The sequence below is a fragment of the Peribacillus sp. YIM B13481 genome (genome assembly GCF_042787985.1).
GTDB lineage: Bacteria > Bacillota > Bacilli > Bacillales > DSM-1321 > Peribacillus > Peribacillus simplex_A.
Map to the genome: position 1 here is coordinate 17630 of NZ_JBHZPE010000005.1, position 23299 is coordinate 40928.

The 23299-nt window shown below is 37.2% G+C and carries 26 protein-coding genes and 1 other annotated feature; of the genes, 18 read left to right on the top strand and 8 right to left on the bottom strand.

Annotation, left to right across the window (positions count from 1 at the left end; translation table 11 throughout):
* Positions 1 to 10: 10 nt before the first annotated feature.
* From ACFX4X_RS05115 to ACFX4X_RS05140, 6 genes are all read left to right on the top strand, one after another.
* Entirely contained in the window at positions 11 to 976 is a 966-nt protein-coding gene (locus ACFX4X_RS05115; RefSeq protein WP_061464563.1) for a multinuclear nonheme iron-dependent oxidase, read from the top strand.
* Complete coding sequence (locus tag ACFX4X_RS05120) at positions 961 to 1755, top strand: hypothetical protein (protein WP_284469893.1); 795 nt, start codon at positions 961 to 963, stop codon at positions 1753 to 1755. The genes ACFX4X_RS05115 and ACFX4X_RS05120 overlap by 16 nt, the downstream gene beginning before the upstream one ends.
* Positions 1745 to 2983, top strand: coding sequence for a peptide arginase family protein (locus ACFX4X_RS05125; RefSeq protein WP_377382180.1), 1239 nt, complete (start codon positions 1745 to 1747; stop codon positions 2981 to 2983). Before ACFX4X_RS05120 ends, ACFX4X_RS05125 begins: the two co-directional genes overlap by 11 nt.
* Positions 2980 to 4053 carry a metallopeptidase TldD-related protein gene (locus tag ACFX4X_RS05130; protein ID WP_377382182.1) on the top strand — a complete coding sequence of 358 codons (1074 nt, stop codon included), beginning with the start codon at positions 2980 to 2982 and terminating at the stop codon, positions 4051 to 4053. The genes ACFX4X_RS05125 and ACFX4X_RS05130 overlap by 4 nt, the downstream gene beginning before the upstream one ends.
* A gap of 13 nt (positions 4054 to 4066) precedes the next feature.
* Positions 4067 to 4762, top strand: a complete 696-nt coding sequence (locus ACFX4X_RS05135; protein WP_185147814.1) for a cupin-like domain-containing protein — start codon at positions 4067 to 4069, stop codon at positions 4760 to 4762.
* Positions 4763 to 5089: 327 nt separating this feature from the next.
* Positions 5090 to 5323 (top strand): hypothetical protein, encoded by a 234-nt coding sequence (locus tag ACFX4X_RS05140; protein WP_377382185.1) that lies wholly within the window; start codon positions 5090 to 5092, stop codon positions 5321 to 5323.
* A gap of 350 nt (positions 5324 to 5673) precedes the next feature.
* On the opposite strand, the gene ACFX4X_RS05145 is transcribed toward ACFX4X_RS05140, so the two are convergent.
* Positions 5674 to 6084 (bottom strand): HTH domain-containing protein, encoded by a 411-nt coding sequence (locus ACFX4X_RS05145; protein WP_377382188.1) that lies wholly within the window; start codon positions 6082 to 6084, stop codon positions 5674 to 5676.
* A gap of 276 nt (positions 6085 to 6360) precedes the next feature.
* Complete coding sequence (locus ACFX4X_RS05150) at positions 6361 to 6927, bottom strand: hypothetical protein (RefSeq protein WP_377382191.1); 567 nt, start codon at positions 6925 to 6927, stop codon at positions 6361 to 6363.
* Positions 6928 to 7598: 671 nt separating this feature from the next.
* Positions 7599 to 7836, top strand: a binding site (T-box leader).
* Between the two features lie 58 nt (positions 7837 to 7894).
* On the opposite strand from ACFX4X_RS05150, the gene ACFX4X_RS05155 reads away from it, so the two are divergent.
* From ACFX4X_RS05155 to ACFX4X_RS05175, 5 genes are all read left to right on the top strand, one after another.
* On the top strand, positions 7895 to 9244 hold the full coding sequence (locus ACFX4X_RS05155; RefSeq protein WP_089363817.1) for an amino acid permease: 1350 nt from the start codon (positions 7895 to 7897) through the stop codon (positions 9242 to 9244).
* Between the two features lie 228 nt (positions 9245 to 9472).
* Positions 9473 to 10129: a phosphatase PAP2 family protein gene (locus tag ACFX4X_RS05160; protein ID WP_377382194.1), complete on the top strand. Its 657-nt coding sequence runs from the start codon at positions 9473 to 9475 to the stop codon at positions 10127 to 10129.
* Positions 10130 to 10377: 248 nt separating this feature from the next.
* Positions 10378 to 11583, top strand: coding sequence for a hypothetical protein (locus ACFX4X_RS05165; protein WP_377382196.1), 1206 nt, complete (start codon positions 10378 to 10380; stop codon positions 11581 to 11583).
* A 223-nt stretch (positions 11584 to 11806) separates the two neighbouring features.
* Positions 11807 to 12136 (top strand): PadR family transcriptional regulator, encoded by a 330-nt coding sequence (locus ACFX4X_RS05170; protein ID WP_061464555.1) that lies wholly within the window; start codon positions 11807 to 11809, stop codon positions 12134 to 12136.
* Between the two features lie 2 nt (positions 12137 to 12138).
* Positions 12139 to 12900, top strand: a complete 762-nt coding sequence (locus ACFX4X_RS05175) for an HAAS domain-containing protein (RefSeq protein ID WP_377382198.1) — start codon at positions 12139 to 12141, stop codon at positions 12898 to 12900.
* Positions 12901 to 12981: 81 nt separating this feature from the next.
* On the opposite strand, the gene ACFX4X_RS05180 is transcribed toward ACFX4X_RS05175, so the two are convergent.
* From ACFX4X_RS05180 to ACFX4X_RS05190, 3 genes are all read right to left on the bottom strand, one after another.
* A complete protein-coding gene (locus ACFX4X_RS05180) occupies positions 12982 to 14370 on the bottom strand; it encodes an L-cystine transporter (RefSeq protein ID WP_377382200.1) in 1389 nt (462 codons plus the stop codon).
* Between the two features lie 236 nt (positions 14371 to 14606).
* A complete protein-coding gene (locus tag ACFX4X_RS05185) occupies positions 14607 to 15746 on the bottom strand; it encodes a DUF4179 domain-containing protein (protein WP_377382203.1) in 1140 nt (379 codons plus the stop codon).
* The gene (locus ACFX4X_RS05190; protein WP_317778618.1) at positions 15743 to 16309 is read right to left on the bottom strand and encodes a sigma-70 family RNA polymerase sigma factor; all 567 of its coding nucleotides are present in this window, start codon (positions 16307 to 16309) and stop codon (positions 15743 to 15745) included. The genes ACFX4X_RS05185 and ACFX4X_RS05190 overlap by 4 nt, the downstream gene beginning before the upstream one ends.
* Before the next feature lie 369 nt (positions 16310 to 16678).
* Here ACFX4X_RS05190 and ACFX4X_RS05195 point away from each other — a divergent pair, with 369 nt between their 5' ends.
* From ACFX4X_RS05195 to ACFX4X_RS05205, 3 genes are all read left to right on the top strand, one after another.
* A complete protein-coding gene (locus ACFX4X_RS05195) occupies positions 16679 to 17191 on the top strand; it encodes a GNAT family N-acetyltransferase (protein WP_377382207.1) in 513 nt (170 codons plus the stop codon).
* A 206-nt stretch (positions 17192 to 17397) separates the two neighbouring features.
* Complete coding sequence (locus ACFX4X_RS05200; protein WP_125160313.1) at positions 17398 to 17859, top strand: VOC family protein; 462 nt, start codon at positions 17398 to 17400, stop codon at positions 17857 to 17859.
* 70 nt (positions 17860 to 17929) lie between these two features.
* Positions 17930 to 18787, top strand: coding sequence for a pentapeptide repeat-containing protein (locus tag ACFX4X_RS05205; RefSeq protein WP_377382210.1), 858 nt, complete (start codon positions 17930 to 17932; stop codon positions 18785 to 18787).
* A gap of 37 nt (positions 18788 to 18824) precedes the next feature.
* On the opposite strand, the gene ACFX4X_RS05210 is transcribed toward ACFX4X_RS05205, so the two are convergent.
* Positions 18825 to 19160, bottom strand: a complete 336-nt coding sequence (locus tag ACFX4X_RS05210) for a hypothetical protein (RefSeq protein ID WP_377382213.1) — start codon at positions 19158 to 19160, stop codon at positions 18825 to 18827.
* A gap of 201 nt (positions 19161 to 19361) precedes the next feature.
* On the opposite strand from ACFX4X_RS05210, the gene ACFX4X_RS05215 reads away from it, so the two are divergent.
* Complete coding sequence (locus ACFX4X_RS05215) at positions 19362 to 20099, top strand: MerR family transcriptional regulator (protein WP_377382216.1); 738 nt, start codon at positions 19362 to 19364, stop codon at positions 20097 to 20099.
* A gap of 74 nt (positions 20100 to 20173) precedes the next feature.
* Here the strand turns inward: ACFX4X_RS05215 and ACFX4X_RS05220 are convergent, their stop codons facing one another.
* Positions 20174 to 20575, bottom strand: a complete 402-nt coding sequence (locus ACFX4X_RS05220; RefSeq protein ID WP_125160307.1) for a hypothetical protein — start codon at positions 20573 to 20575, stop codon at positions 20174 to 20176.
* 120 nt (positions 20576 to 20695) lie between these two features.
* Between ACFX4X_RS05220 and ACFX4X_RS05225 the strand changes: the two genes are divergently transcribed.
* A complete protein-coding gene (locus ACFX4X_RS05225; protein ID WP_377382398.1) occupies positions 20696 to 21103 on the top strand; it encodes a UPF0715 family protein in 408 nt (135 codons plus the stop codon).
* A gap of 31 nt (positions 21104 to 21134) precedes the next feature.
* Here the strand turns inward: ACFX4X_RS05225 and ACFX4X_RS05230 are convergent, their stop codons facing one another.
* Positions 21135 to 21815: a copper homeostasis protein CutC gene (locus tag ACFX4X_RS05230; RefSeq protein WP_377382219.1), complete on the bottom strand. Its 681-nt coding sequence runs from the start codon at positions 21813 to 21815 to the stop codon at positions 21135 to 21137.
* A 264-nt stretch (positions 21816 to 22079) separates the two neighbouring features.
* Between ACFX4X_RS05230 and ACFX4X_RS05235 the strand changes: the two genes are divergently transcribed.
* Both ACFX4X_RS05235 and ACFX4X_RS05240 read left to right on the top strand, forming a co-directional pair.
* Positions 22080 to 22346 (top strand): transporter suffix domain-containing protein, encoded by a 267-nt coding sequence (locus ACFX4X_RS05235; protein WP_250211696.1) that lies wholly within the window; start codon positions 22080 to 22082, stop codon positions 22344 to 22346.
* A gap of 36 nt (positions 22347 to 22382) precedes the next feature.
* On the top strand, positions 22383 to 23033 hold the full coding sequence (locus ACFX4X_RS05240; RefSeq protein ID WP_125160304.1) for an NUDIX hydrolase: 651 nt from the start codon (positions 22383 to 22385) through the stop codon (positions 23031 to 23033).
* Positions 23034 to 23299 lie beyond the last annotated feature (266 nt).

Sequence of the window (23299 nt, forward strand, 5' to 3'; positions counted from 1 at the left end):
GGAAAGACTAATGAGCACAGTCTATCAGAAGATAAAATTTCCAGATGTAAAGGAAAAACTTGGACTTGGTTTAGGCATGGATTTACCTTGGGGGGAAGATATAGGTTTTTCAAGCAAAGGGGACCATGACGACATCACGCTTAAGATGAAAGGCTTTTTTCAAAATTATAAAGACGAGTTTAACTATATTTTCTTTGCCTTTCAACCGAAAAATAGAAGTGTGTTAAAAGCCGAGGATTACTTTGATGCTTATGATAGATTATTCGAAGCCAATCCACATCTTAAGGCAAGAGCATTCCATCAAACGATTTTAAATATGGGGGCTACCGAATATTACAAAAAATCGGAAATCATAGAATTCACAAATAAGATTATAGAAAGATATGACATAAGATGGATCGTAGAAGATCTTGGCCTGTGGTCAATAAAAGGAAAAACCGTCCCTTTCCCTTTGCCGCCATATATGACACCAACAGGATTGGAAGCTTGTATAAAGAACATCAACGAATACCAATCTGAACTGGCTGTACCAGTTTCAGTTGAGTTTCCTGGGTTCACTGAAGGTACTAACTTCTTTATTGGTGAAATAAATGGATTTGATTATTTCAGAACATTGGTCGAGGAGACAAACTCCCCGATCACTATAGATATTGGTCATATTCTCAGTTATCAATGGTTGTTAGGGAATACAAATGAAAAGATGTTCAATGGTTTAGAAAAATTGCCTTTTGAAAACTGTTTTGAATTGCACCTTTCAGGCTGTCAAATCATTAAAGGGAAATTCAGAGATCTGCATCATGGAGTTTTAATGGATGAACAAATCCAGCTTTTAGATTACTTGCTTCCTTTATGCCCTAATTTAAAAGCCATTACATATGAAGACCCTAAATATACAGATGAAGGAATATTAATTCCGAAGTCACAGAAAAATTATCAAAGAATGAAGGAGGCAGTTGAAAAATGGCAAATGATTTAAAGCCAAAGAATTATTCACTGGACGAGTTACTTTACAATTTATTATATGATTACCAATATAGAAACAACTTTTTAAATGATGAATTGAATGAATTGAATTTATCAGCTGATCATTTAAATCACATAAAAACAATAGATAAAGAAGAGCTTGTAGCAACGGCTACAACGATTGTAAGAAATTTAATGAGTGGAAACATTGAACATAATGGTGGTTTAAGAACTTCTTTTCCCGGTGTTTTTCAGGCTTTGGAATTCCGTAAAACCGATATAACGCTGCTCATGCATAAGTTCCTGGCGTCCAAACATTTCGAGGGTTACATGGAATTGCCCTATGCTGGGGAAGGGACCTGTATCGAGGAAGCGTTTTATAATTATTTGTCTGAAAACGAGGAGTTTATCCTTGCGGCTGAAAATAATCATTTATTATTAAAACACGAATTTTTAAATGCCATTTTATCTATACTAACAGTCAATAAACACCCATTTTTCAGAATAGATAGTGACCTGGTTAAAAATAATGGTCATATTTACTACGCGTACCAAACATATTCTAAAGAAATATCCGAGGCACTAAGTGGAAAAAAAGTAGCTGGTGATTCCGAAATGGTCATATGGCTATATGCAGCGACCGAAAAACATTTAGTTAGGGGTCCCATTCACCCAAGTATATTAGAAATGGTGGAAATAGGAAGTTCAAGGGAAATAAGCCGTCAACAAAAGTTCAATCAAGACCAGATAGATTGGATTCTGAACTTAGGATTAATCAAGAATGATGGATAAAATATATGTATATGAGGAACATAGTGAAGTATTTTCATATTGGGTCAATGAAATTCCTAGGAATAGTACCTTGGTCTATTTTGATCAGCACTTAGATTTAAAGTTGATAGAAAATTCAAAAATGAAAAGAGTTAGTCAGTTCATTAAAGAGGGTCTGTGTATTGATGAATTGAAAAAAGATATACCTTGCAGGGAAGATGGAAGATATTGTTATGGGATTGATGACTTTTTGTACGCCGCAATACAAGAGGGTCTTTTTCGGAAAATTATATGGGTATACCCTCATATGTTAGGAGAAAAAGGTTTTAGTGAAATGCTATGGGGCCTTTTGTCCCTTGTACCAAATCATGGAAAAGAATTCATATCAAGCTTTAGAAACGGGAAAAATTCTGCTTCTGTACAATTAAATAATATTGAGTTACATGTCACAAGTATTGATTATCTGGGAGAATTCATAATTAATGAACAGGTTATTGTAGATATTGATTTGGATTATTTTTATGATCCCAAGACTAATGATTTATCCAATGATATAGACGAAACCTTACATGTATTGGGAAGTCTAGGCATCATTAATCAAGTGAAAACAATGACCTATTCAATTAAAAGTGGTTTTCTACCTGAAAGTTTCAGGTGGTTAGGGGAATATATAGCCGGGCAAATGGGGAGGGAAATTGTATATTCCAAGGAAGATAAGATTTCCCCGAAGGTAACGATGGAGAAAATTTCATCAAATAAAAAGTTGAGTCTAGCTGAAATAGATGATTTAAACTTTGAACTGAAACCATTAGGAGCAATAGGATGGAAATTGAAATCCATTCTCTATACCCAATCTGGTGAAATTGAACGTGCTAAGAATTGCTATCAAAAAGCAATTAAAACAGGTGATGATTCATATTGGGCTGCCTATGTTTTAGGCATTCACTTTTTCAAGGATAGTCATTATGAAGAGGCTCTAAATTGGTTTAGTAAAACTGGAAATATAGTGGATTCCATCGAGGCACATGGCTTAATATTACGTTTAATTTGTTGCCTTCGCTTGGAGCTGTATCAAAAAGGATATGATTTATCAAAAGATTGCATCGAATTATTGCCTATGAGAATAGAGGGTTATAAATTGGGTGAAGTATTCGCATCAAAACTTGGAATGGAATTACCGGATTTTGACGGAAAGATCCATAACGATCCTTCGCAATTAATAATTAGTCGAGCTGATGCGAAACCATGAACAATGAATATTTAATATCATATGATTCAGCTGTTGAAGGGGTTTTTTCACCAGAGTGCGAGAATGAAAAGAATAAGTTTCTTCAAGAAGAATTAAATCATTGTTTAACATTCATTGAACGGGATAGCTATGATCACTTAAGGCATTGGAAGTCTTTTAAACTTCGTATCGGTTTGAGCAGTTATGAATTAAAGTATTCCATCCTTATAATGATTTTAATAGAGACTTCAGCATCTATTATTCCAGTAATATGGCAAACAAGAACTAATAAGTCACCATGTATTGAATTAATCGATCATTTTGAAGTGATTTTAGCGGAAATAGAAGCAGCTTTATATGGTCAGCAACTTGAACGCAAGATTGAAACACAAATTGTGCTTGAGCCATGGACTGGATCCCATTATGTACACGAATGTTTTGGTCATACGTTAGAAGCAGATAATTATCTAGAGTATTTAAAGCCAAATGGAATAACGATGGGATACAAATGGTCAGAATATAAAATTAACGTATTCGATGATCCAACCATTCCTGGGCAAAATGGCAGTTATTTATTGGATGCGGAACAGAATGAAGCATTTAGGACGAACCTAATAAAGGACGGGATAAACGTAGGTTTGATGCATAATGCAAAAACCTGTAAGCTCCTAGGCTTACAATCTTCCTGTAATGCAAGAAGCGTTGACTCATCTTCACTTTCGATGCCAAGAATGTCAACAACTTATTTGGATTCTGGCAATATGGAAGTACAGGAGATAATTTCAGGAATTGACAATGGGATCTATTGCAGAGGTGCCTGGGGTGGGGGATCACTTGGTTTGAATTTTGTAATCCGGCCAGCATATGGTTTGGTCATTAAAAATGGGAAATTAACCAATAAAATACTTAGAAGATTTGATATTAAAGGAAACAAACTTGATTCAGCTAAAGCTATAAAGTCCCTTAGCAATGAACTGCGTTTTTTTAATCCGGTTTTCGGTTGTAATAAAAATGGTGAAAATAACCTTAGCGTCACCCAAGGTTCACCTCATATTCATTTTGAAAATCTTACATTGTATCCCGTACTCTGAAAGGATGAGCGAATTGATAGAAAAGATACACTATAAAGAATTATCACTAATGAACTTTGAAGAAAATTATGCGGGTAAAAAGCCACTGATAATAACTGGATTAGTAGATTCATGGCCTTCTAGGGATTGGGATACAGACTATCTACAGTCTAATTATGGAGAAAGGGAAATAATCATTAGGAAATCAGGATACGATCAAGAAAAAAAGTTTTACAAATCAAAACTTGGTAAATTCATTGGTATTTTAAACGATAACCCCGAAAAATTGTATTGTGACTGGCCTTTTTCCATAATGGGCAATGAGGATTTAGAGAGTTATTTTGAAAGTCCATCTCTATTCAACCATAATACAATCAAGACAAAAAACAACAAGAAATTAAAATGGATTTTCCTTGGTTCGGTTGGAACAGGAACCCCAATACATCAGGATTTTGAGAAATCACATAATTGGAATGCAGTAGTATTTGGCCAAAAAAAGTGGATTTTCTTCAGTCCTGATGATACTGAGTATGTAAAAGATTTGAAGCATGATTTATTCGATCTGGATTTAAAGGAGGATTCAACTTTCAAATATACCAAGCCCTACATTGTGGACCAGTTTTCTGGAGAATTAATGTACACACCTAAAAATTGGTGGCATACCGTTCGAAACATCAAAACTTCTTTCTCTGTTAGTGAGAATTTCTGGTATAAAGATGAAAAGGAATAATCCTTTATTCCTTTTAAGTGTACAGGTTAAAAACTCGTATTTACTAAATTTAGCGGCTTACAAACATTCTGTGGATTTTAGTGATGCCGCCATATCTAATGAAATTGGGAAATCAGCCATAGGGCTGTTTTTCTTTTTACCCTCTGAATCCTTGTTGCCCTTAGTGAGCCTTCGCCTGCTTTTCTTCAAAAAACCTCCATACGAATTTATCAATTCCGTCATTAATTAAGAAAGGACGTTTGCCGGAGAATAGTCAATCTCACTTTAAAAAGATGGATGTAAATGATGGGATTAACACTTATTGGTAATTGGAGAGGGTGGTATTTCATGGATCAAGACACAAAAGTGATTCAAGAATTGCAGGAATTGAAGCAAAAAGTCGGTCATCTTGAAGCCTTATTAACGCAGCAACAGAATAAAAAGGCAAAAGCAGGACCATTTCGAATCTTTCTGGACGCGGTAGTCTCATTGTTATTTGGATTAATTGTTGTAGGACCGGTTATAGTGATTGTCGTTGTGGTCCTGATGGTGGCGGCATCATGGTTAGGGATGGAGTTTTAAACGTTTAGGAAAGCCTGGGCTTTTATGAATAGATTCATTCGATAAGGTAAACAGGAAGGTAGTGTTCGGTTATTCCAGCCGGAATTATTTATGATGTCGGCGAACCCAGACAGGATGAGACTGGTTGCCACTGCGAAACGGAAAAAGAACCACTCATCCTCAAAGACAGTAGTGGTTCTTCTGACCAAGATGAAAGTGTTTAGAAAAGTGATCGTTCGCTCTTGCAGTTGTCACCCTTATGTATCCAGCATGGGGTTTTACTGAAGAATGGTTGCTTAAACGTTCTGTTAGCTGGAAATGCTCCGTTGCATAAATTAAGGTCAGACCCGGGTGTTTCGTAAATAAAATAATCATCTTTTAAAGATATAATGCAAAAAAAGGACGGTTACTGCAAGGTTGTATCTTTTTTCAATGGACAGGGAATCATTTTCTTTCATGAATTTTTCGATATCTTCACACTCAAGATTAGAGAATAAGGAAATCGTCTCTACTGGTATACCAAATTCATTGTTCAGTACTTGAGTTATAGCAGAGACCCTTTCATTTGCATCGGATGAAGGCATGCCTATGACTAATAGGCCCACTAAATCTATTAGGTCCATCATTTCTGTTTGAGTTACCGTGGATTGAATATTTTCACCATTTGCAAAATCTAGAATGACTTGCTCAGATATTCCTGTAATTTTACTTAATGATGCTGCAGGCATTTTATAATCATTTAGAAGAGTTCTTAATAACTCTTTAGGTTCATGACCAATCATCTTAAATAACCCTCTTTCACTTTTAACTCTATTATATGGAAGTAGACAATATAATTATATATTGTCTACAGTTTTATTATGGCTTGTATAATTTGAACGTTGATTAGAACGTAGGGCACTCGCTTTCCGCGGGCAGTCCGCCCTCGGATTGCGCCTGCAGGGTCTCCCCTAGACACGCTTTTTCCGCAGGAGTCTAGCACACCCGTTCCATCAACTTTGTTATAAAATTAAAATCTCTTTTGCCTACAGTAGTAGACAATATAATATATTGTCTACTTATTTTTTGAAAAATACCCCTTGTTTAGAAACCCAAGTAATGTAATTTGGAACCGTATAAGAAACAACTTTACCGAGGAAAGTTGCTGATCCGGTTAATTGTGCACTATATCTATTATTATATAACGCTTTATATGAAACAGACCCACTAAAACCTGAAACTGAAGTTCTCCCAGAGGATAATCCTGAAGTAAGATTTGTAATAAGCATAGTACCAGTAAAACCAGTAGCTGGTATAGACATAGTTATTTTGTATCTAACTTTACTTCCTTCGGCCCATAAATTTAGAATACCTCCGGGGCCAGGAAAGGCTAATGTTGGTTGGAGAAGGTTGTTATCTAAATTGGTGGGAACTAGAACTAAAGGAATAGAAGCTACTTCACCTTCGGCTAATTTAATTTCCGATAAATCAACTGAGAAAGTATAGTCATCACCTGAATTTTCACCTTCTACTGTATCATTTGATACCAAGTCAGACGAAACAAATTTTTGTTGTTCTTCTGCAAAAACTGATGATGTACCCATAATCATAAATACTACTAAGATACTTATAAACCATTTGCTCATTCTATCATCTCCTTTAGAATTTTTGCTTCTATTTCATAATAACATAGGTCTTTTTAACTAGTTATATTTTTTTGTAAAATTCATAAAATTATTAAATTTGAAAGTTTATATTGGATTATGCGATGAGTTTCATATAGGTGTTAAGATTTGATATAGGATTAATCGATGATTTGCTAGTAACTTTAGAAGGTTAATAAAAAGAAATGAGAAGTGAGTAACATTGGGATAACACTACGTTAGGAGACAATCCAACTGCAGATATATTACCTATTATTTAGGTGGAAATGCTCAAGTTTCTAGGGGAATTGATGATCTGTAAATCTGCTAACGTGTTACGTCTAACGCCTAAAAGCTACAAGGTAGAATACTAAATTAGCAAATATGTAAAAGAGTGATCAAATGAGCAAATCAATAATATCCCGTTTTCCCCAGAAGGTTGGTAGGCTTCTTTTATACTATCCTTTGGGCAAACAAAATCTATAAAGGTTTCAGTGATAACCAATCATCCTTTATTCTAAATAGTATTTTACTGATTTCATATAGCTGGCCCATCATGATTTCATATGATTTGTTCCTTTGAATATATTATCCTAAGAAAATTATTGACAAATTTACTTCGAGTCCGTATAGTATGGGATATTATTAAAAATATTCAGATATAATTTAATTTTTGAAACGCAATGATCAGGAGTAGTAAAAGCACATTATTCGGTAAAGAGAGCTGCGGGTTGGTGCAACGCAGTCCAATGATACTTTGAACTTGCCTGGGAGTGGTAAAGCGAAAGATAGGAATTATTCCATTCTTTTGTTTTAACGATTGACCTTCGTTACAAGGTTTTTAAAGCAGGGTTCTAGAAAAGAGCCAATAAGAGTGGTACCGCGGTAAGCTTAAGGCATATCGTCTCTTTCTTCATTTGATTATGAAGGAAGAGACGATATGCTTTTTTGATTTTGGGGAGGTAAGGATATGGAGACGGATAAACGGAATTTACAGAGGACAATGACTTCAAGGCATATTACGATGATGGCATTAGGCGGTGCAATCGGGGCAGGTTTATTTAAAGGAAGCAGTTCAGCCATTGATATGGCAGGCCCTTCCGTAATCATTGCGTACTTGATAGGGGGCATCATCCTATTATTCATCATGCAAGGTTTAGCTGAAATGGCGGTCCGCAATAGCGGTGCACGAACATTCAGGGATTTGGTCCAATCGATTTTAGGAAAGTATCCTGCCTATTTCCTGGATTGGATCTATTGGAAAATGTGGGTATTGAATATCGCGGCCGAATCAGTGGTTGCGGCGATTTTCCTTCAATATTGGCTGCCTGGATATCCAATCTGGATACTGGCATTAGCTGTTTCGGTTTTAGTTACTGCGGTTAACTTGCTGTCGGTAAAGGTTTTTGCTGAAACGGAGTACTGGCTTGCTTTAATTAAAATTACCGTCATCATTGTGTTCATCATGGCTGGATTATTGTTATTGCTCGTGACTTTTGGTGATCATACAGCCGTCGGTTTCTCTAACTTGACTGAGCATGGCGGTTTCTTTCCAAATGGATCAAAAGGTTTAATCACCGCGATGCTGGTGGTAATCTATTCATATGGCGGAACGGAAATTATCGGGGTCACATTGGCTGAAACGAAAGATCCTGAAAAAGTGGTTCCAAAAGCCGTTCGCAGTACATTGGTAAGGATCATTTCCTTCTATATCATTCCATTTTTCATCATCGTTAGCTTAATTCCTTGGAATGAAGTAAACGGTGTGCCGGAAAGTCCGTTTGTGATGGTATTTCAAATGATCGGGATTCCAGGTGCCGACCATATTATGAACGCCGTTGTTCTACTGGCGATCATTTCATCGATGAACTCTGGATTGTATGGTTCATCCCGCGTTCTGTATACACAAGCCGTGGACGGTCGCATTCCGAAAATCTTTTCAAGGTTATCCAAGAAAAAAGTTCCTGTTTTCGCAATATTAATGTGTACGTCCGCTTTATACGGCGGTGTACTGATTTCCTTATTTGCTGGAAGCAAGACCTTCGATTTCCTAATGGGATCGCTGGGATATACCGTATTATTCATCTGGTTGATCATTGCATTCGCCCATTTGAAATCACGTAAACAACAGTCCGGAAAAACAAGTGCCTATTCGGTTAAATGGTTCCCGTATACGACATGGGCTGCGATCATCGCTTTAATAACGATCCTGATCGGAATCATTTTCACGACATCCATAATCGTAACGATCATGACACTTTGCATCTACATTTTCATTACCTTAACGTATGTATGGAAAAGACGCCATAACAAAATCTAGAGAAAGCAGTGTTATCACCTTTACCTTCTCGCATATACATTTTAAGTTCCAGGCCGTGGTAACATACCATGGCTTTCTTTATGTATTTTGGGTCTGATGAAAAGTAAGAGATATCCATTTTACTAGTTCATGGGAATCTTAACTTTAGCAATTAAACAGTTAATCTAGTGAAAAATGTTGTATAATAATCTTTGGAAAATAACCAATATATTGAAAGCTGGAGCGAGTATGAAAAACAATTCTATCTTATCCTTTCACCCATTATGTTATTTATTACTTTTAGTGATTACTAGTTCCATCTACTCGGTAATCAATCAATCCACAGGTCACGCTGTCGATGTTACGACTATAATAGATGGGGAGATTCCCTTTATTAAAGAATTTGTCGTTCCTTATTTACTTTGGTACCCGTATATTTATGGATTGCTGATTTACTACTGTTTCGTTGACCGGAAGCACTATTTTGTGGCATTAGGCAGTTTGGTATCAGGGAAACTTATCTGTTTTCTTGTATATTGCCTTTGGCAATCGACAGTCCCGCGTCCAGAAGTGGTGGGGAACGATATCTTTGCCCATTTAATGCGAGTTGTTTATAGTCATGATCAACCTGTTAACTGTCTTCCCAGCATTCATGTACTGACTACATTCATCATGATGATCGTCGTCCATAAGCGGAAAGAGCAGCATAAATGGGAGTACATCAGTGTCACTACATTGGGAACACTGATTATCCTCTCCACGCTATTCACGAAACAGCATGCTGTATTGGATGTACTCGCAGGGATACTTCTTGCATGTGGGGTATATGCAGCTGTCCAGTATATGTTCCAAGCGCTATCGGCTTTTCAGGGCAATCATTACGCAGCGAGGCAAATGAAAAAGTGATTACAGGCCATAAAAGAAGGAAAATGCCACTGTAAGATATTCGCTCCCATGGGCTGATATTTTACAGTGGCATTTTATGTGAAGTTCAATTAAGAAACAACAAGAGTATTGAAAATTGGCTATGTTAATAATGAAGGTTGATCAAGTAGACAAGATAACTCGAAAGATGAAGGTGGGATTTGGATATTTATGTTAAAGTGTATAAAGAGAATTGAAAGAGTGGACATTTAAATTAGGGGAGGAACAGAATGACTCATTATCTTAATCGAATTGCTGAAGACTTGTTTAAAGCGAAATTGGAAAATTATTGGCCGGGTTTTGAACTTGTTGCTTATGCATTATATGATAAGAAAAATGTTTATCTATTCAATCATCCTAAATTTAGTAACGATCAACAATCTACATATCATATTTTAAGTTGGGATGTGCAGTTTACTGGAGACACAATCATTCTGTTTGAAGAATATCCCACTGCAATTGTTAATATGGAATCGTATGAGGAATATGAAGGTTTGTATTCAATACTTATTCACGAATTATTTCACGGCTATCAATATATTAAAGGTGAAAAACGGTTTCCTGATGAAATGATGGGAATCACATATCCGTTGTCAAAAGATAATGTGGAATTACGAAATCAGGAAAGAACAAATCTTTATCGTGCGTTGTTGGAAAACAACATTATTAAGAAGAAACAATATCTTAATAATTTCATAGCCTTAAGAGAAAAAAGAACAGCCAAGATTAAAGAGTATCTAACATATGAAAAATTAATTGAAACCGTTGAGGGACCCGCGTGGTATGTGGAATTAAAGGCTTATTCGGAAAAAAGCCCACATGATTACCATTCAGTTTTAAAAAAGTATGGACAACAGCTACTAAACAAATATAAATCTACTTCTAGTATAAGAAGGAGTTGTTATAGTTCCGGTTTGTTTATGTGTTTATTACTGGAGGAGCTTTCACCAGGTTGGATGGAAAGTTTTTTTGGTATAGAAGAAACATTATATGACCTAGTTAAAAAGCATTCCGGTGACTATATAAAATATCCGATAGCTGATGTGAAAATAAGTTCTGAAACAGAGAAAGCAGTTAGTTTTGCTTTAGAAAAGAGAAAAAGTGAATTTAAAGAATTTTATGAACAAGCAGGAATTCATCTATATATTGAAGGGGAAATAACTGCCAAAACCTATGATCCGATGAATATCATCCCCTTAGAAGGTAGACTTTTACATAAGAGCTTTTTAAAAGTAAGAATCAACAATGAAGATTATCATATTCAACAACCCGTTATTGCCTATTTTGGAAATGGAATTCAAAACATAAATAGATTACATCTGATTTTAGAGAATAAACCCATTGAAAATATTGATTCGCTTACAATTGATGGTTTTGGTGAAATAAAGGGAAGATATAAAAAACAAGAAAATACCTTGCATTTACTTATTAATTAAAATGTATCCTCATTTTATTATTAAACTATTAGGTAGTTTAACAATAAAATGGACATTAAAAATCCGAAAAAAGAAGAAATCCCACTAAAGGAATAATAAGGGATTAAACACTTGCAATACAAGGTAGTTAAATGTAAAATAAAGTATATCTTCCTTTTTTAAGTAATATTTTTTAAACTAATACCTTGTTATACAAGATAAAGGGGGAGGTGATTTAATATCCATGACATCAACTCAAATGCTTAAAGGGATATTGGAAGGTTGTCTGTTAGCGATCATTAAAGAAGGGGAGGTTTACGGGTATGAATTAGCCGAAAAGCTTGGGGGATATGGGTTTGATTCTTTAAGTGAAGGTACCATTTATCCATTATTAATACGCATGCAGAAGGAAAAATTAGTAATTACGACTTTAAAGAAGTCTACAGCAGGTCCTAGTCGGAAGTATTACTCTTTATCTGAAAAAGGCGAAAGCGAACTGGAAGTCTTCATTGACCGCTGGAATAAGCTAAGTTCAAATGTAAATAAAATAGTGAAAAACAAAGGGGGAATGTAAAGGTGCTTGATGTTAACAAACCGTTATCCAAGGAAAGTCAAAACTTTTTAGAAAACCTCAGATTATACCTTTTTTCAAGTGGAAAGAAAACGGCTGAAATCGAGGATATCATCGAAGAGTTAGAGGTCCATCTTCTTGAAGCTGAAAGGAATAAAAAAAGCGTGGAACATATCGTAGGCAGAAGTCCAAAAGAATATATGGAGCAACTTTCTGATGAAATGTCTGTTGATTTTATGGGATGGCTGAAGTATATAGTGATGATCTTAATCGGGGCATTTTCCTATTGGATTATTGCAAAAGCTATAAATGGTGGTATTGAATTTTCATTGTGGGAAATCATTGGTTATCCTTTTGCTGGCATACTTTCGATATTCATTTATATGATGTGTTTTAGGTATATGGCTAGTCATAAATTATCCAAGGTAAAGCAGGGTGTACTCCTATATGGACTAGGCATAATCTCGATTGCGTTATTTGCAGGTTTAATTATTTTTAGTGGCATTTATAGTACAACTTTTATAAAACTTGATAACACAGGTAATGCTGTTGCTGTAATACTGGCCATTTCAATATTCATCCTCATATCCTTATGGAGCAAATCCTGGGTTTCCATCATCATTCCGATACTCCTTTTTGCACCTGAAGTTTTATTGAAACAGACCCATTACCAAGGGAACGTTAATTTGATACTGAGCAGTTTGATAACGATGCTGGGTATACTTATTTATTGTGGATATACGATCAGGAAAACCAAAAGCAGTTGAAGTGATTTTTATACAGGTTCATTAGCCTATACAAAAAAAGCACCAGACTTCCTATGACAGGCAGTCCGATGCTTTTTTCTTTTACATTTCAGCTTCTATTTTCAAAGATGATTCTTCGCTGAACTGTTCCTTATCTAGGTCGCCTGTTATTTTACTAGTCAGAATACCGGAAGTCATGCTTCCGCTGACATTCACAGCCGTTCTTCCCATATCGATCAATGGCTCGACGGAAATCAAAAGTCCAGCCAAGGCGATTGGCAAGTTCATTGCAGATAATACTAGAATGGCAGCGAAGGTTGCTCCTCCGCCTACACCTGCAACCCCGAAAGAGCTAATGGCCACGATGGCAATCAACATGGCTATAAAGGAAGGCGTTAGTGGGTCGATTCCCACCGTTGGAGCGATCATGACCGCTAACATGGCCGGATAGATGCCGGCACAGCCATTTTGACCGATCGATAAGCCGAAGGATCCGGCAAAGTTGGCAATTCCTTCGGAAACCCCTAGTTGTTTCTGTGTTTGGATGTTCAATGGAAGTGCTCCTGCACTTGTTCGCGAAGTGAAGGCAAACGATAATACCGGGAAAGCTTTTCTCAAGTATACCATTGGATTCAATCCTGCAAGCGTCAGCAATAACAAATGAATGAGGAACATGACAATCAGGGCGACATAAGAGGCCCCCACGAATTTCCCCAACTTCAGGATGGCATCCAGATCACTCGTAGCTACCGTCTTCGTCATGATCGCCAAGATTCCGTATGGTGTTAAACGCAGGATCAATGTGACTACGCGCATGATGATGCTGTGCAATGTATCTACTATTTTAGCAAAAAATTCAGCTTGATCAGGCTGCTTCCTTTTGACTCCTAAATAGGCAATTCCAAGAAATGCAGCGAAAATTACAACGGAAATGGTTGAAGTCGGACGTGCTCCCGTTAAATCAAGGAACGGATTAGACGGAATCAATTCAAGGATTTGCTGCGGCATCGTTTTATCCTGAATCGTACCGTATGTTTCCGATATTTGATCACCGCGGCTTAACTCTGCTTCCCCCTGCTCAATTTGAACGGCTTCTAAATTGAATACAGTTGCAGAGGTGATACCTACGGCTGCTGCAATCGCAGTCGTTCCAAGCAGGATTCCGATGATCAGGACACTGATCTTTCCGATATTGCTGGTCAGTTTCAATCTTGTAAATGCTGATAAGATCGAAATGAAGACAAGCGGCATGACGATCATTTGCAGGAACTTGACATAGCCGGAACCTACAATGTTAAACCAATCGACCGATTTAATGATCGCCTCTGACTGAGGTTCATAGAAATACTGCAAAAGAAGTCCGAATACGATCCCTAAACCAAGTCCAGTAAAGACCCTTTTAGTAAAGGAAACATGCTTCTTATTCATGTAAAATAAAACGCCTAAAAGAACGAGCATTATGGCAAGATTTAAAAACACATAACCAATCATATCTATCCCCCCCTAATTCCGATTAATCAAATAAGAATAATGAATATCTGAAGACAATGATACATCATCCGTCGATTTTTTACCAGAAGAAAATAATTTATTTTTGACTTTTGAAGGGATTCATGTATATATCCATATTCACGAACTGGATTAGAAGGAACAATAAAAAGGAGGCATACATGAACCCTTTCCGCTCTCGCATCAGGATTTCTGTATACCTCTCGTGAATAGAACAGTTATTTCTTCAAATCAATCATGATATCGTCCAATACCAACTCTTTGGGAGCATTTTTTGGTTTTGATGGGAAGGATGACACCTTTTCTTTACCATCTTCCGTTATGGTTACTTCCCCATGATTCTCTGAGGTGAAATTCCGTAACGACAAATGAGGAGTTGCAATCAGTTTCGTAGCATTCTGATCAATTTTTTGGAAGGTTTTACTCCAGCTCATATTATAAGAACCCAAACCCATTCCTCCGTTACCTTGACCAGAGTAAACATTTCCTAAGTCATCTTTAATGGTCAATTCAACATAGACGTCATCCCACTTGCTTTTAACCAAGTCGGAAACTTCTTGATTGTAGTGAACGACAAATGACATCGGTGATATCGCGATTTTTTCAACCGAAACCTTTACTCCATATTGATCTACACTTTTATTGATGACCTTCTCGTTGCTTTCGGTTGCCTCTAAAGAGAAGGCAAAGTTCCAATTTCCTTTTATCTCTTTATGCTTGTCAGTAATACTAATGCTGTTTATATCCCAGTCTATATTTACCTTATCTTCTTTAAGATCTTCTAAATTACTAGCCGTTAATAAGCCTACATATTTTTTATCAGCTACTTTTGTAACTCCGTCCGATCCTGCTTGGGCTTTCATTTCTTTTATATTCGGGCCGGGAATATAGAATGATCCATCCCCCAAATCTTCTTCGCTTTCAATAGTATAAGTGATGGTTACCGTTTTTCCGTCATAAATGGCGTCATTTATCGTGAAAGTAAGGCCATTGCTTTCTTCGGTAAGGCCAATTTCGTTGGAGTAGGCCTTATAATCACCGTAAAGACCCTTTCCAGTATTCTTGATATCATCATAGAGACCCGTTTTTCCATTACCTAAAAAGCTGAAAATATCTCCTATTAAAGGAAGGCTTTTAGCAGAAGCGGTAAACGAGAATCCTATCGTTGCGGTGGATAATCCGAATATAATGGAAGCAGCCAGCACATTCTTCTGCCAACGCTTCATTTTTTTCTTCTTGCTTATTGATTTTTTGAGTGATCTTTTGATTTTGGCTTTCTCTAGTTCGGTGACTTCCATTTCCTTAAATTCAGTTTCGTCTATGTCCATATCATTTAATAATTCATAAATATCCTTCATACGACGCTGCCTCCTAACTTAAGATTCGTAGCTTTTTGACTTAGCTTCTTTTTTCCTCTATAAATACGATTGTCTATTGATGCTTTGGTCAACCCGAGTTTTATCGATATATCCTCATTTTTCAAACCTAGAAAGTACTTCATGATAAAAATATCCCGATCAACAGGTTCTAAGAGATTGATTAACTGAAGCAGTTCTTTTCTGTCTTCCAATATAATCAGTTCATCTTCTACAGATTTTTCTGAATCTACTTCTGTGTAACCTGACGTAAGCTCCATTTTCTTCATGGCTTTTCTGTAGTAATCAATCGCTTTAAACTTAGCAATCGCACAAATCCATTTTCTGAAATCTGTTTTATCCCCATGGAACTTTTTCGAATTGTTCCAGATTGAGAGAAAAATATCATTGATGCATTCCTCAAGAACACCGTCGTTCTTGAGTGGCGAGAGAACTTTATATGCGACCCCCTTGATTAGTGGCAAATAGGTATCCACTACAAATTCCAATGCATCCTCTTCTTGGCGTTGCAGCCGCTCGATAAAATTTCCTTCAGTAGACTTCATGATCATGATTCCCCTCGTTTTTTTGTAAAAGCTTTTACACCTTATACAACGTATGTAAAAAGATTTATTCTCAACTATTTGTGGAGTTTTATAGAAATTAGTTGGTATGATGGGTTCATAGTAGTTGGAATGATATGGTATTGAGGGTATCACGATTTGTCAGTATGTGACAGTGTTACCCAAATGACAGCATTAAACGATCAAAAATAGATTCTTTATCAAAGGAACTTGCTTCCTGCTAAAAGCTGTTGAATGAAAAAATATTCTTTATCCATTTATCAGGAAGGATAAGCCCTTGGTTTTCTTGAATGATAGGTATGGAAGATATCAGGTCTCATATGATTAGCGTTTTTGGAAAGGGATGAAGGAATGAAGGATATATACATTGATAGGCTTAATGAACAGGATGCACAAGAGTTATTTGCATTTGAATGTAATAATAGAAGGTTTTTCGAGCATACGGTCCAAAGCCGGGGAGATGATTATTATAGCTTTGGAACGTTTGAAACCAGGCATAAGGAATTATTAAAAGAACAAGAAGATGCTATCTCCTCTTTTTATCTGATTAAGGATAGTTCAGGCATAATCGTTGGTAGGATTAATCTTGTGGATATCGACCCCATTAATGGTACGGCTCATGTCGGATATAGAATTGGTGAAGCGTTTACGCAAAAGGGGATAGCGAACGAAGCTTTAAAGCTTTTGGTTAATCTTGCGCCGGAATTGAATGTGACTCAAATATATGCCAAAACGACAAGCAGCAATATGTTTTCTCAAAAGGTTTTAGTGAAAAACGGTTTTGAACGGATTTCGGTTAATACGGAAAATAATCTGGATACCGGTCAAAAGGTAACATTCTACCATTTTAGTAAGAACCTATAAATCCACATTCCTCTATTAATAGACCGCATTCCCAAGAAAAATTGTGAAAAGGCGGGGATTTATCGTGAAGTACCGAAGGGCATGCGAGGATTTACCGCTTGACGATTGCAAAGGATTTAAGAGTTGAAGCAGCAATGAAGAAATAATCGCGAGATATTTTCCCGGCAAAAGGGTTCATTACTTAAAAGGAGAAAGGAGAATGTAATATGATAGAAGGTTTATATGAAGCCCATTTACCCGTTAAGAACCTGGCCATCTCAATCGATTTTTATAAGAAAATAGGCTTGAAACTAGCTTGGAGGGATGAAGATACTGCCTTCTTTTGGATAGAGGAAAACAAAAGCTGGGTCGGCCTATGGGAAGGGAAAGAATATCAAACTCCATACCACCCTTCACTTAGGCATATCGCCTTTCGGGTATCTTATGAAAATATGAAAAATTCGTTAACTTGGCTTCAATCTCTAAAAATTGAAGTCGTCCCTTTTGGTAAGAGGACAACCATTGAACCTTTTGTGCGTCCGAACCAAGGAAACGCTTCCGTCTATTTTACTGACCCTGATGGCAATAGTCTGGAATTTATGTGTTCGGTAAAAGTCCCTGATGCATATAAGCATATGACCGAAAAACTTTCACTTGAAGAATGGGAAAAACTAAAGTCTATCTTATAGAAGAAAAAAATCTACTAGTATGAAACGATTTTAGAAAGGCAGAGCCAGTTTTTAAAGGAAGGTGTAAGTATTGTTCAAGCAATTAAAGAATGACGATAGAATTCTTAATAATTTGCGTGCAGACTGTGAGTATTGTTTTGGTTTGTGCTGTGTAGCTTTGCCTTATGCAAAATCTGCTGATTTTGCATTTGATAAAGATGGAGGTACACCATGTTCAAACCTGCAATCAGATTATCGTTGCGGCATCCATGAAAATCTCAGAGCAAAAGGATTTAGGGGCTGCACGGTATATGAATGCTTTGGTGCCGGTCAAAAGGTATCCCAAATCACTTATGATGGAAACGATTGGAGAGACAACCAAGCGTCAGCAAAGGAAATGTTTGATGTATTTCCTATTATGCAACAACTTCATGAAATGCTTTGCTACTTAAATGAAGCACTGAATTTAGAAGATGCGAAACCACTTCATCGAGATTTGCAGGCTGCTTTTGAAGACACGGAATATCTTACTAAGCAAAATCCAAAGTCTCTATTGGCACTAAATGTACCAGCCCATAGAGCGACCGTTAATGATTTACTTCTGCGCACAAGTGAACTGGTACGTGCAAAGGTTTCATTTAAGAAAAATCAAAAAAAACAGTACAAAATAGGCAGGGGGAGCGACCTTATCGGTGCAAAGTTGAGAGGTGCTGATCTTAGGGGAGCGAACTTAAGAGGAGCTTTGTTTATTGCATCTGACCTCAGAGAAGCTGACATGAGAGTGACTGATCTTATCGGTGCCGACTTTAGGGACGCTGATTTAAGCGGTGCCGATCTCACTGGAAGTTTCTTTATCACACAAGCACAAGTTAACTCGGCCAAAGGCGATATGCATACAAAATTACCGCCTTCTTTAAGCATTCCCGATCATTGGAGAAAAAAAGTGTAGCTAAGATCGGAGCTAACTTTCATGCAGAGCAAATGCTTCATTCACGAGTAAAAGGCCCAAATTCATGAGTAAAGCCCAATTCACGAGTAAAATGCCGAAACTCACGAGTAAATGGCCAAAACTCACGAGTAAAAGACCAAAACTCACGAGTAAATGGCTCAAACTCACGAGTAAAAGGCCAAAATTCACGAGTAAATGGTCCAAACTCCCGAGTAAAAGCGTCAAATTCATGAGTAAAGCCCAAACTCACGAGTAAAAGCGTCAAATTCACGAGTAAAATGCGGAAACTCACGAGTAAAGCCCAATTCACGAGTAAAAGCGTCAAACTCACGAGTAAAATGCAGAAACTCACGAGTGAAAGCGTCAAATTCATGAGTAAAGCCCAAACTCACGAGTGAAAGCGTCCAACTCACGAGTAAAAAGGGAATTTTAATGTGTGAACTCTGACTATCATGCGATTCTTCATTAGGAAGGATCGTCTTTTCAAGTTAGGCGGAAAATTTTCATTTTTCTATTTGACTCTCACGTTGCGTAATACCTTACAGTAAATGATATCGAAAGGAGGTAGGAAGCAGTGGCAATGAAAGTGAAAGAGCTGGCCGGTTTAGTTGGCATTAGTGTGCGGACACTGCATTATTATGATGAGATCGGGTTATTATCGCCAGAGGAGACAACCGATTCCGGTTATCGCCTTTATTCGAATGAAAATCTTGAGATGTTGCAGCAAATCCTGTTTTTCAGGGAACTCGACATGCCTTTAAAGGAAATTAAACAAATGATAAGCAGTTCTTCGTTTGATAAACAAGAAGCGTTAAGGCAGCATCAAAAAATGTTACTGGAGAAACGCAGTCAACTCGATAAATTAATTAACACGGTCGATAAATCGATTAAGCATATGAAAGGGGAAATTCAAATGACGGATAAAGAAAAATTTGAAGGGTTTGACTTCAGTCAGAATCCATATGAAGAAGAAGCCCGAGAGCGTTGGGGGGATAAAGCTGTCGATGAGTCGAAGGCTAAAGTGGCGGGTATGTCCAAAGATGCACAGAAAATTGTATCGGATATTTATATAAAACTTGCGTCAATCCGTACTGCCTCGCCCGAGTCGGAGGAGGCACAAAAAGCAATTAAAGAATGGTATGACTGTTTGAACAATAACTTCGGAACATACTCGCCCGAAGCTTTCAAAGGATTAGGTCAAATGTACGTAGATGATCAACGCTTCACCAAAAATATCGACCAATATGGTGATGGTTTAGCAAAATTTATGTGTGATGCGATGGGGCACTTTGCTGAAGCTAACAAAAATTGAATCCCCAGATTAGATGGAAGGTTGCTCCGGCAACCTTCTTATTTTGGAGCTGAATAATAGGCAATATCCAACCCCTATGGTCTGTACCCGTATGAAAAACTGAATATGAAAATGAAAAGTAAAAAAAGGGCCAATGATGGAATGAAACTAACGATCACCCATCCCTTCGCTTCCTTACTTTTCACACTTGTGAACCATTTAAAATAGATAAACAGGAGAATTATTAAAAAGGACCATAAATAATAACCAGTCATAGTGTCGACCCAGGCTGAATTTTTATCCCAGTAAGCGTCAGGTACAGGAGTGATATTCTCATACTGTTTATCAATTTTATTTTTAGTGGTAATGAAGAGATAGGAAATGACAGAGTAATAAACGGCAATGGCGGCTTTTACCCACCAGGGTAAGAATCGATTGGAAATCACTATTAAAAAGATGATGGCCAGAAAAATGAATAATTCGATATATAGCTCCAAAATAAAAACACCTCCATTTTATATAGTATAATGATTATGTAAAAATTCCCATTATATTATTGTAGGCTGCGTTGTCCGCCTGCTTATAGCGAGGTGTTGGTTAAAATGGAACTTTGGAAAATGAGTCAAAAGGTATCGGAGCTAAGCGATGTGATTCCTTATTATTTTTTTAGTCTAGTCTCCTCCTGTCTATTGCTTTCCACGGTGTTGGTTATTTTTAGCGGGGGTTCCTGGGGGGTACTTGGTATTATCGTGTTTTCTTTTTATGTGGTTATACCTTATTTATTATTTGCTGTTCCGGTACAGGTCCTTTTCAATAAACATCCTAAAAAATTCAGTTTACTTTATTTTTGCCTTTATATTTTTTTCTCTTTGCTGGCTGTATTCATTTATAGTTCGGTGCTTAATTTTGACTTCAGTATGGATGTTTTAACTACAAAGAATTACTATGCAATAAGCCTTTCTGCGGCACTGATTTTTTGGTTTTGGGACTCGGTCTTTTTACAAAAAAAGAGATCTGCATCATAAAAGGGACCAAAGAAATGGTCCCTTTCCGATATTATTTCTTTAGCATGTTCACGATTTCTTTAGCTTTTTCTAATTGGACTCCTTCAATGATACTGTTATTTTTTCGAACAGCCGTACCGAAATGATAGTGACCGGTATGCAATTCGGAATGGATCGATAGGATATTATCCTTATTTAAGCCGCTTCCCACCAATATCGCTATGTCGCCGCAGACTCTTTTCATTTGTTGAATGGTTTGCATGCGGCTGGGCAAATCCCCATGTCCACCGGAAGTCAATATCGTTGTGATTCCTGGATATTGTCCTAGTATTTCAGCTGAAAGGACTGGGTCGTTTGTGTCATCGATGGCTCGGTGGAATGTAATCTCCAAACCTTCACATACCGTCAATAGTTCTTCGAGGTATGGTCGATTGATTTCATTTTTTTCATTTAATGTACCCAATACGACCCCGTTCGCTCCCAGTGATCGAATGATTTGGATATCTTTTTTCATGATTTCCAAATCATTTTGAGTATAACAAAACGATTGGCTATGAGGCCTGACCATAACGTTGACTGGTATCTTTACCGAATTGACGACAGCTTCTATCAGGGCGTGGCTGGGAGTTAATCCCCCCTCGGCTAAAGCACTGACAAGCTCGATTCGGTCTGCGCCCGATTTCTCGATTAATAGGGCATCTTCTATGGTTGTGGCAATGAATTCAATATACATTGGATTTTTCCTTTCCTGCATGCAAGTGTTATAAGAATAGTATGTATAAGATTATTAAATCCATTAAGAATGGTAAAGTCAATCCATTAATAGATACAATGCCCTCCCTAGCTTTCCTCCATTGAAATTTCTTTATATCTCAATATTATGAAACGAAATGAACATTCAAACGTATAAAAAAAAGAATATATTCAATGGTATATTTGAAAGTGGAATGTTTGGCGGAGGAATTAAATGAAAATCATCATGACGGAGGTTATTTAATTGGATAAAGAAAGTAAGGAAATAAAGAAATCGAAGTTTTACAAAGTAGGGATGGGATTCCTGATCATTTCCCTTCTCACTTGGATCATTCCTGTAATAGCTCCTTTTACGCCTTTTTCGACTGGCGTTAAAGCGGGAGTCATAACAGGTGCAATCGTCTTTGCGGAAGTCATGTTTTGGGCGGGCGCGCTCTTGGTTGGGAAAGAGGTGGCTGCTAAATATAAAGGTTATTTAAACCCTAAAAATTGGAAAAAAGAAAAAGGGTGAAGCAGTTTTTTATAAAAAGGCTAGGAGTGAAGCTCCATGGAAACCGAGTTGTTGAAAGTATTCGATTCCGATCACATTCAAATCGGCGTGGCTCCGCGTGAGGAAGTACATAGATTGGGGCATTGGCATGAGGTTTTCCATTGCTGGTTTGCAAGTTCGGAAGCAGGAGTGGATTACCTATATCTTCAGCGTCGTTGTGCGATGAAAAAAGATTATCCGAATCTATTGGATATAACGGCTGCCGGTCATTTACTGGCTCATGAATCGGTATACGACGGAGTCAGGGAGATTAAAGAAGAAATAGGCATTGACGTTTCCTTTGACGAGTTGGTTCCATTAGGGATTATTGAATACCATCAAACGAAAGAAGATTTCATCGACAAGGAACTGGCAAACGTCTTTCTATATGAAAGTGCACATTGCTTCGATGATTTCACCCTGCAGCCAGAAGAGGTTTCCGGGATGGTGAAGGTAGTACTGAATGACTTCGAAGAGCTTTGGACCGAAGCGAAGGACAAAGTGAATATTAAGGGATTCGAAATGAATCAAGAAGGCCGTAGGATGATGATCGATCGATTTGTTGGACGAGATGAGCTCGTGCCGCATGATCTTTCCTATTATGAAAGCATCATTAGATTGATCAGAGAAAACTTATCGAAGGCTCCAGGTTCTGGCCTTGCTAAATGAAAATAAAGCCCCGACAAAATGATTCGAGTTTTGTTGGGGCTTTTCTCTATTTAAAAAAACATTAAGTACATCGACCTGTGTCTTTTCCCCGTTCAACTATAGCCTATTAGCCCGTTTTGTCTCAAACGCGACATTCATATGTCCTTAGTTGTTCCCGGAATTGTCGTGAATTGTTCATAGGCATAATGACTTTGTCCTGTGGTGATTCAGTTGATAAAGCGAGACATATCAGACGTATAAATGATGGCAGGGTTCAAGTTAAAGGA

Bases quoted from the DNA above. Each gene is read 5' to 3' on its own strand.
- ACFX4X_RS05145 (WP_377382188.1), bottom strand. From the start codon at position 6,084: ATGATTGGTCATGAACCTAAAGAGTTATTAAGAACTCTTCTAAATGAT.
- ACFX4X_RS05150 (WP_377382191.1), bottom strand. From the start codon at position 6,927: ATGAGCAAATGGTTTATAAGTATCTTAGTAGTATTTATGATTATGGGT.
- ACFX4X_RS05240 (WP_125160304.1), top strand. From the start codon at position 22,383: ATGGAAACCGAGTTGTTGAAAGTATTCGATTCCGATCACATTCAAATC.
- ACFX4X_RS05225 (WP_377382398.1), top strand. From the start codon at position 20,696: ATGAGTCAAAAGGTATCGGAGCTAAGCGATGTGATTCCTTATTATTTT.
- ACFX4X_RS05180 (WP_377382200.1), bottom strand. From the start codon at position 14,370: ATGATTGGTTATGTGTTTTTAAATCTTGCCATAATGCTCGTTCTTTTA.
- ACFX4X_RS05170 (WP_061464555.1), top strand. From the start codon at position 11,807: ATGACATCAACTCAAATGCTTAAAGGGATATTGGAAGGTTGTCTGTTA.
- ACFX4X_RS05115 (WP_061464563.1), top strand. From the start codon at position 11: ATGAGCACAGTCTATCAGAAGATAAAATTTCCAGATGTAAAGGAAAAA.
- ACFX4X_RS05185 (WP_377382203.1), bottom strand. From the start codon at position 15,746: ATGAAGGATATTTATGAATTATTAAATGATATGGACATAGACGAAACT.
- ACFX4X_RS05130 (WP_377382182.1), top strand. From the start codon at position 2,980: ATGAACAATGAATATTTAATATCATATGATTCAGCTGTTGAAGGGGTT.
- ACFX4X_RS05155 (WP_089363817.1), top strand. From the start codon at position 7,895: ATGGAGACGGATAAACGGAATTTACAGAGGACAATGACTTCAAGGCAT.
- ACFX4X_RS05140 (WP_377382185.1), top strand. From the start codon at position 5,090: ATGGATCAAGACACAAAAGTGATTCAAGAATTGCAGGAATTGAAGCAA.
- ACFX4X_RS05230 (WP_377382219.1), bottom strand. From the start codon at position 21,815: ATGTATATTGAATTCATTGCCACAACCATAGAAGATGCCCTATTAATC.
- ACFX4X_RS05125 (WP_377382180.1), top strand. From the start codon at position 1,745: ATGATGGATAAAATATATGTATATGAGGAACATAGTGAAGTATTTTCA.
- ACFX4X_RS05160 (WP_377382194.1), top strand. From the start codon at position 9,473: ATGAAAAACAATTCTATCTTATCCTTTCACCCATTATGTTATTTATTA.
- ACFX4X_RS05165 (WP_377382196.1), top strand. From the start codon at position 10,378: ATGACTCATTATCTTAATCGAATTGCTGAAGACTTGTTTAAAGCGAAA.
- ACFX4X_RS05210 (WP_377382213.1), bottom strand. From the start codon at position 19,160: ATGAATTTGACGCTTTCACTCGTGAGTTTCTGCATTTTACTCGTGAGT.
- ACFX4X_RS05190 (WP_317778618.1), bottom strand. From the start codon at position 16,309: ATGAAGTCTACTGAAGGAAATTTTATCGAGCGGCTGCAACGCCAAGAA.
- ACFX4X_RS05195 (WP_377382207.1), top strand. From the start codon at position 16,679: ATGAAGGATATATACATTGATAGGCTTAATGAACAGGATGCACAAGAG.
- ACFX4X_RS05200 (WP_125160313.1), top strand. From the start codon at position 17,398: ATGATAGAAGGTTTATATGAAGCCCATTTACCCGTTAAGAACCTGGCC.
- ACFX4X_RS05120 (WP_284469893.1), top strand. From the start codon at position 961: ATGGCAAATGATTTAAAGCCAAAGAATTATTCACTGGACGAGTTACTT.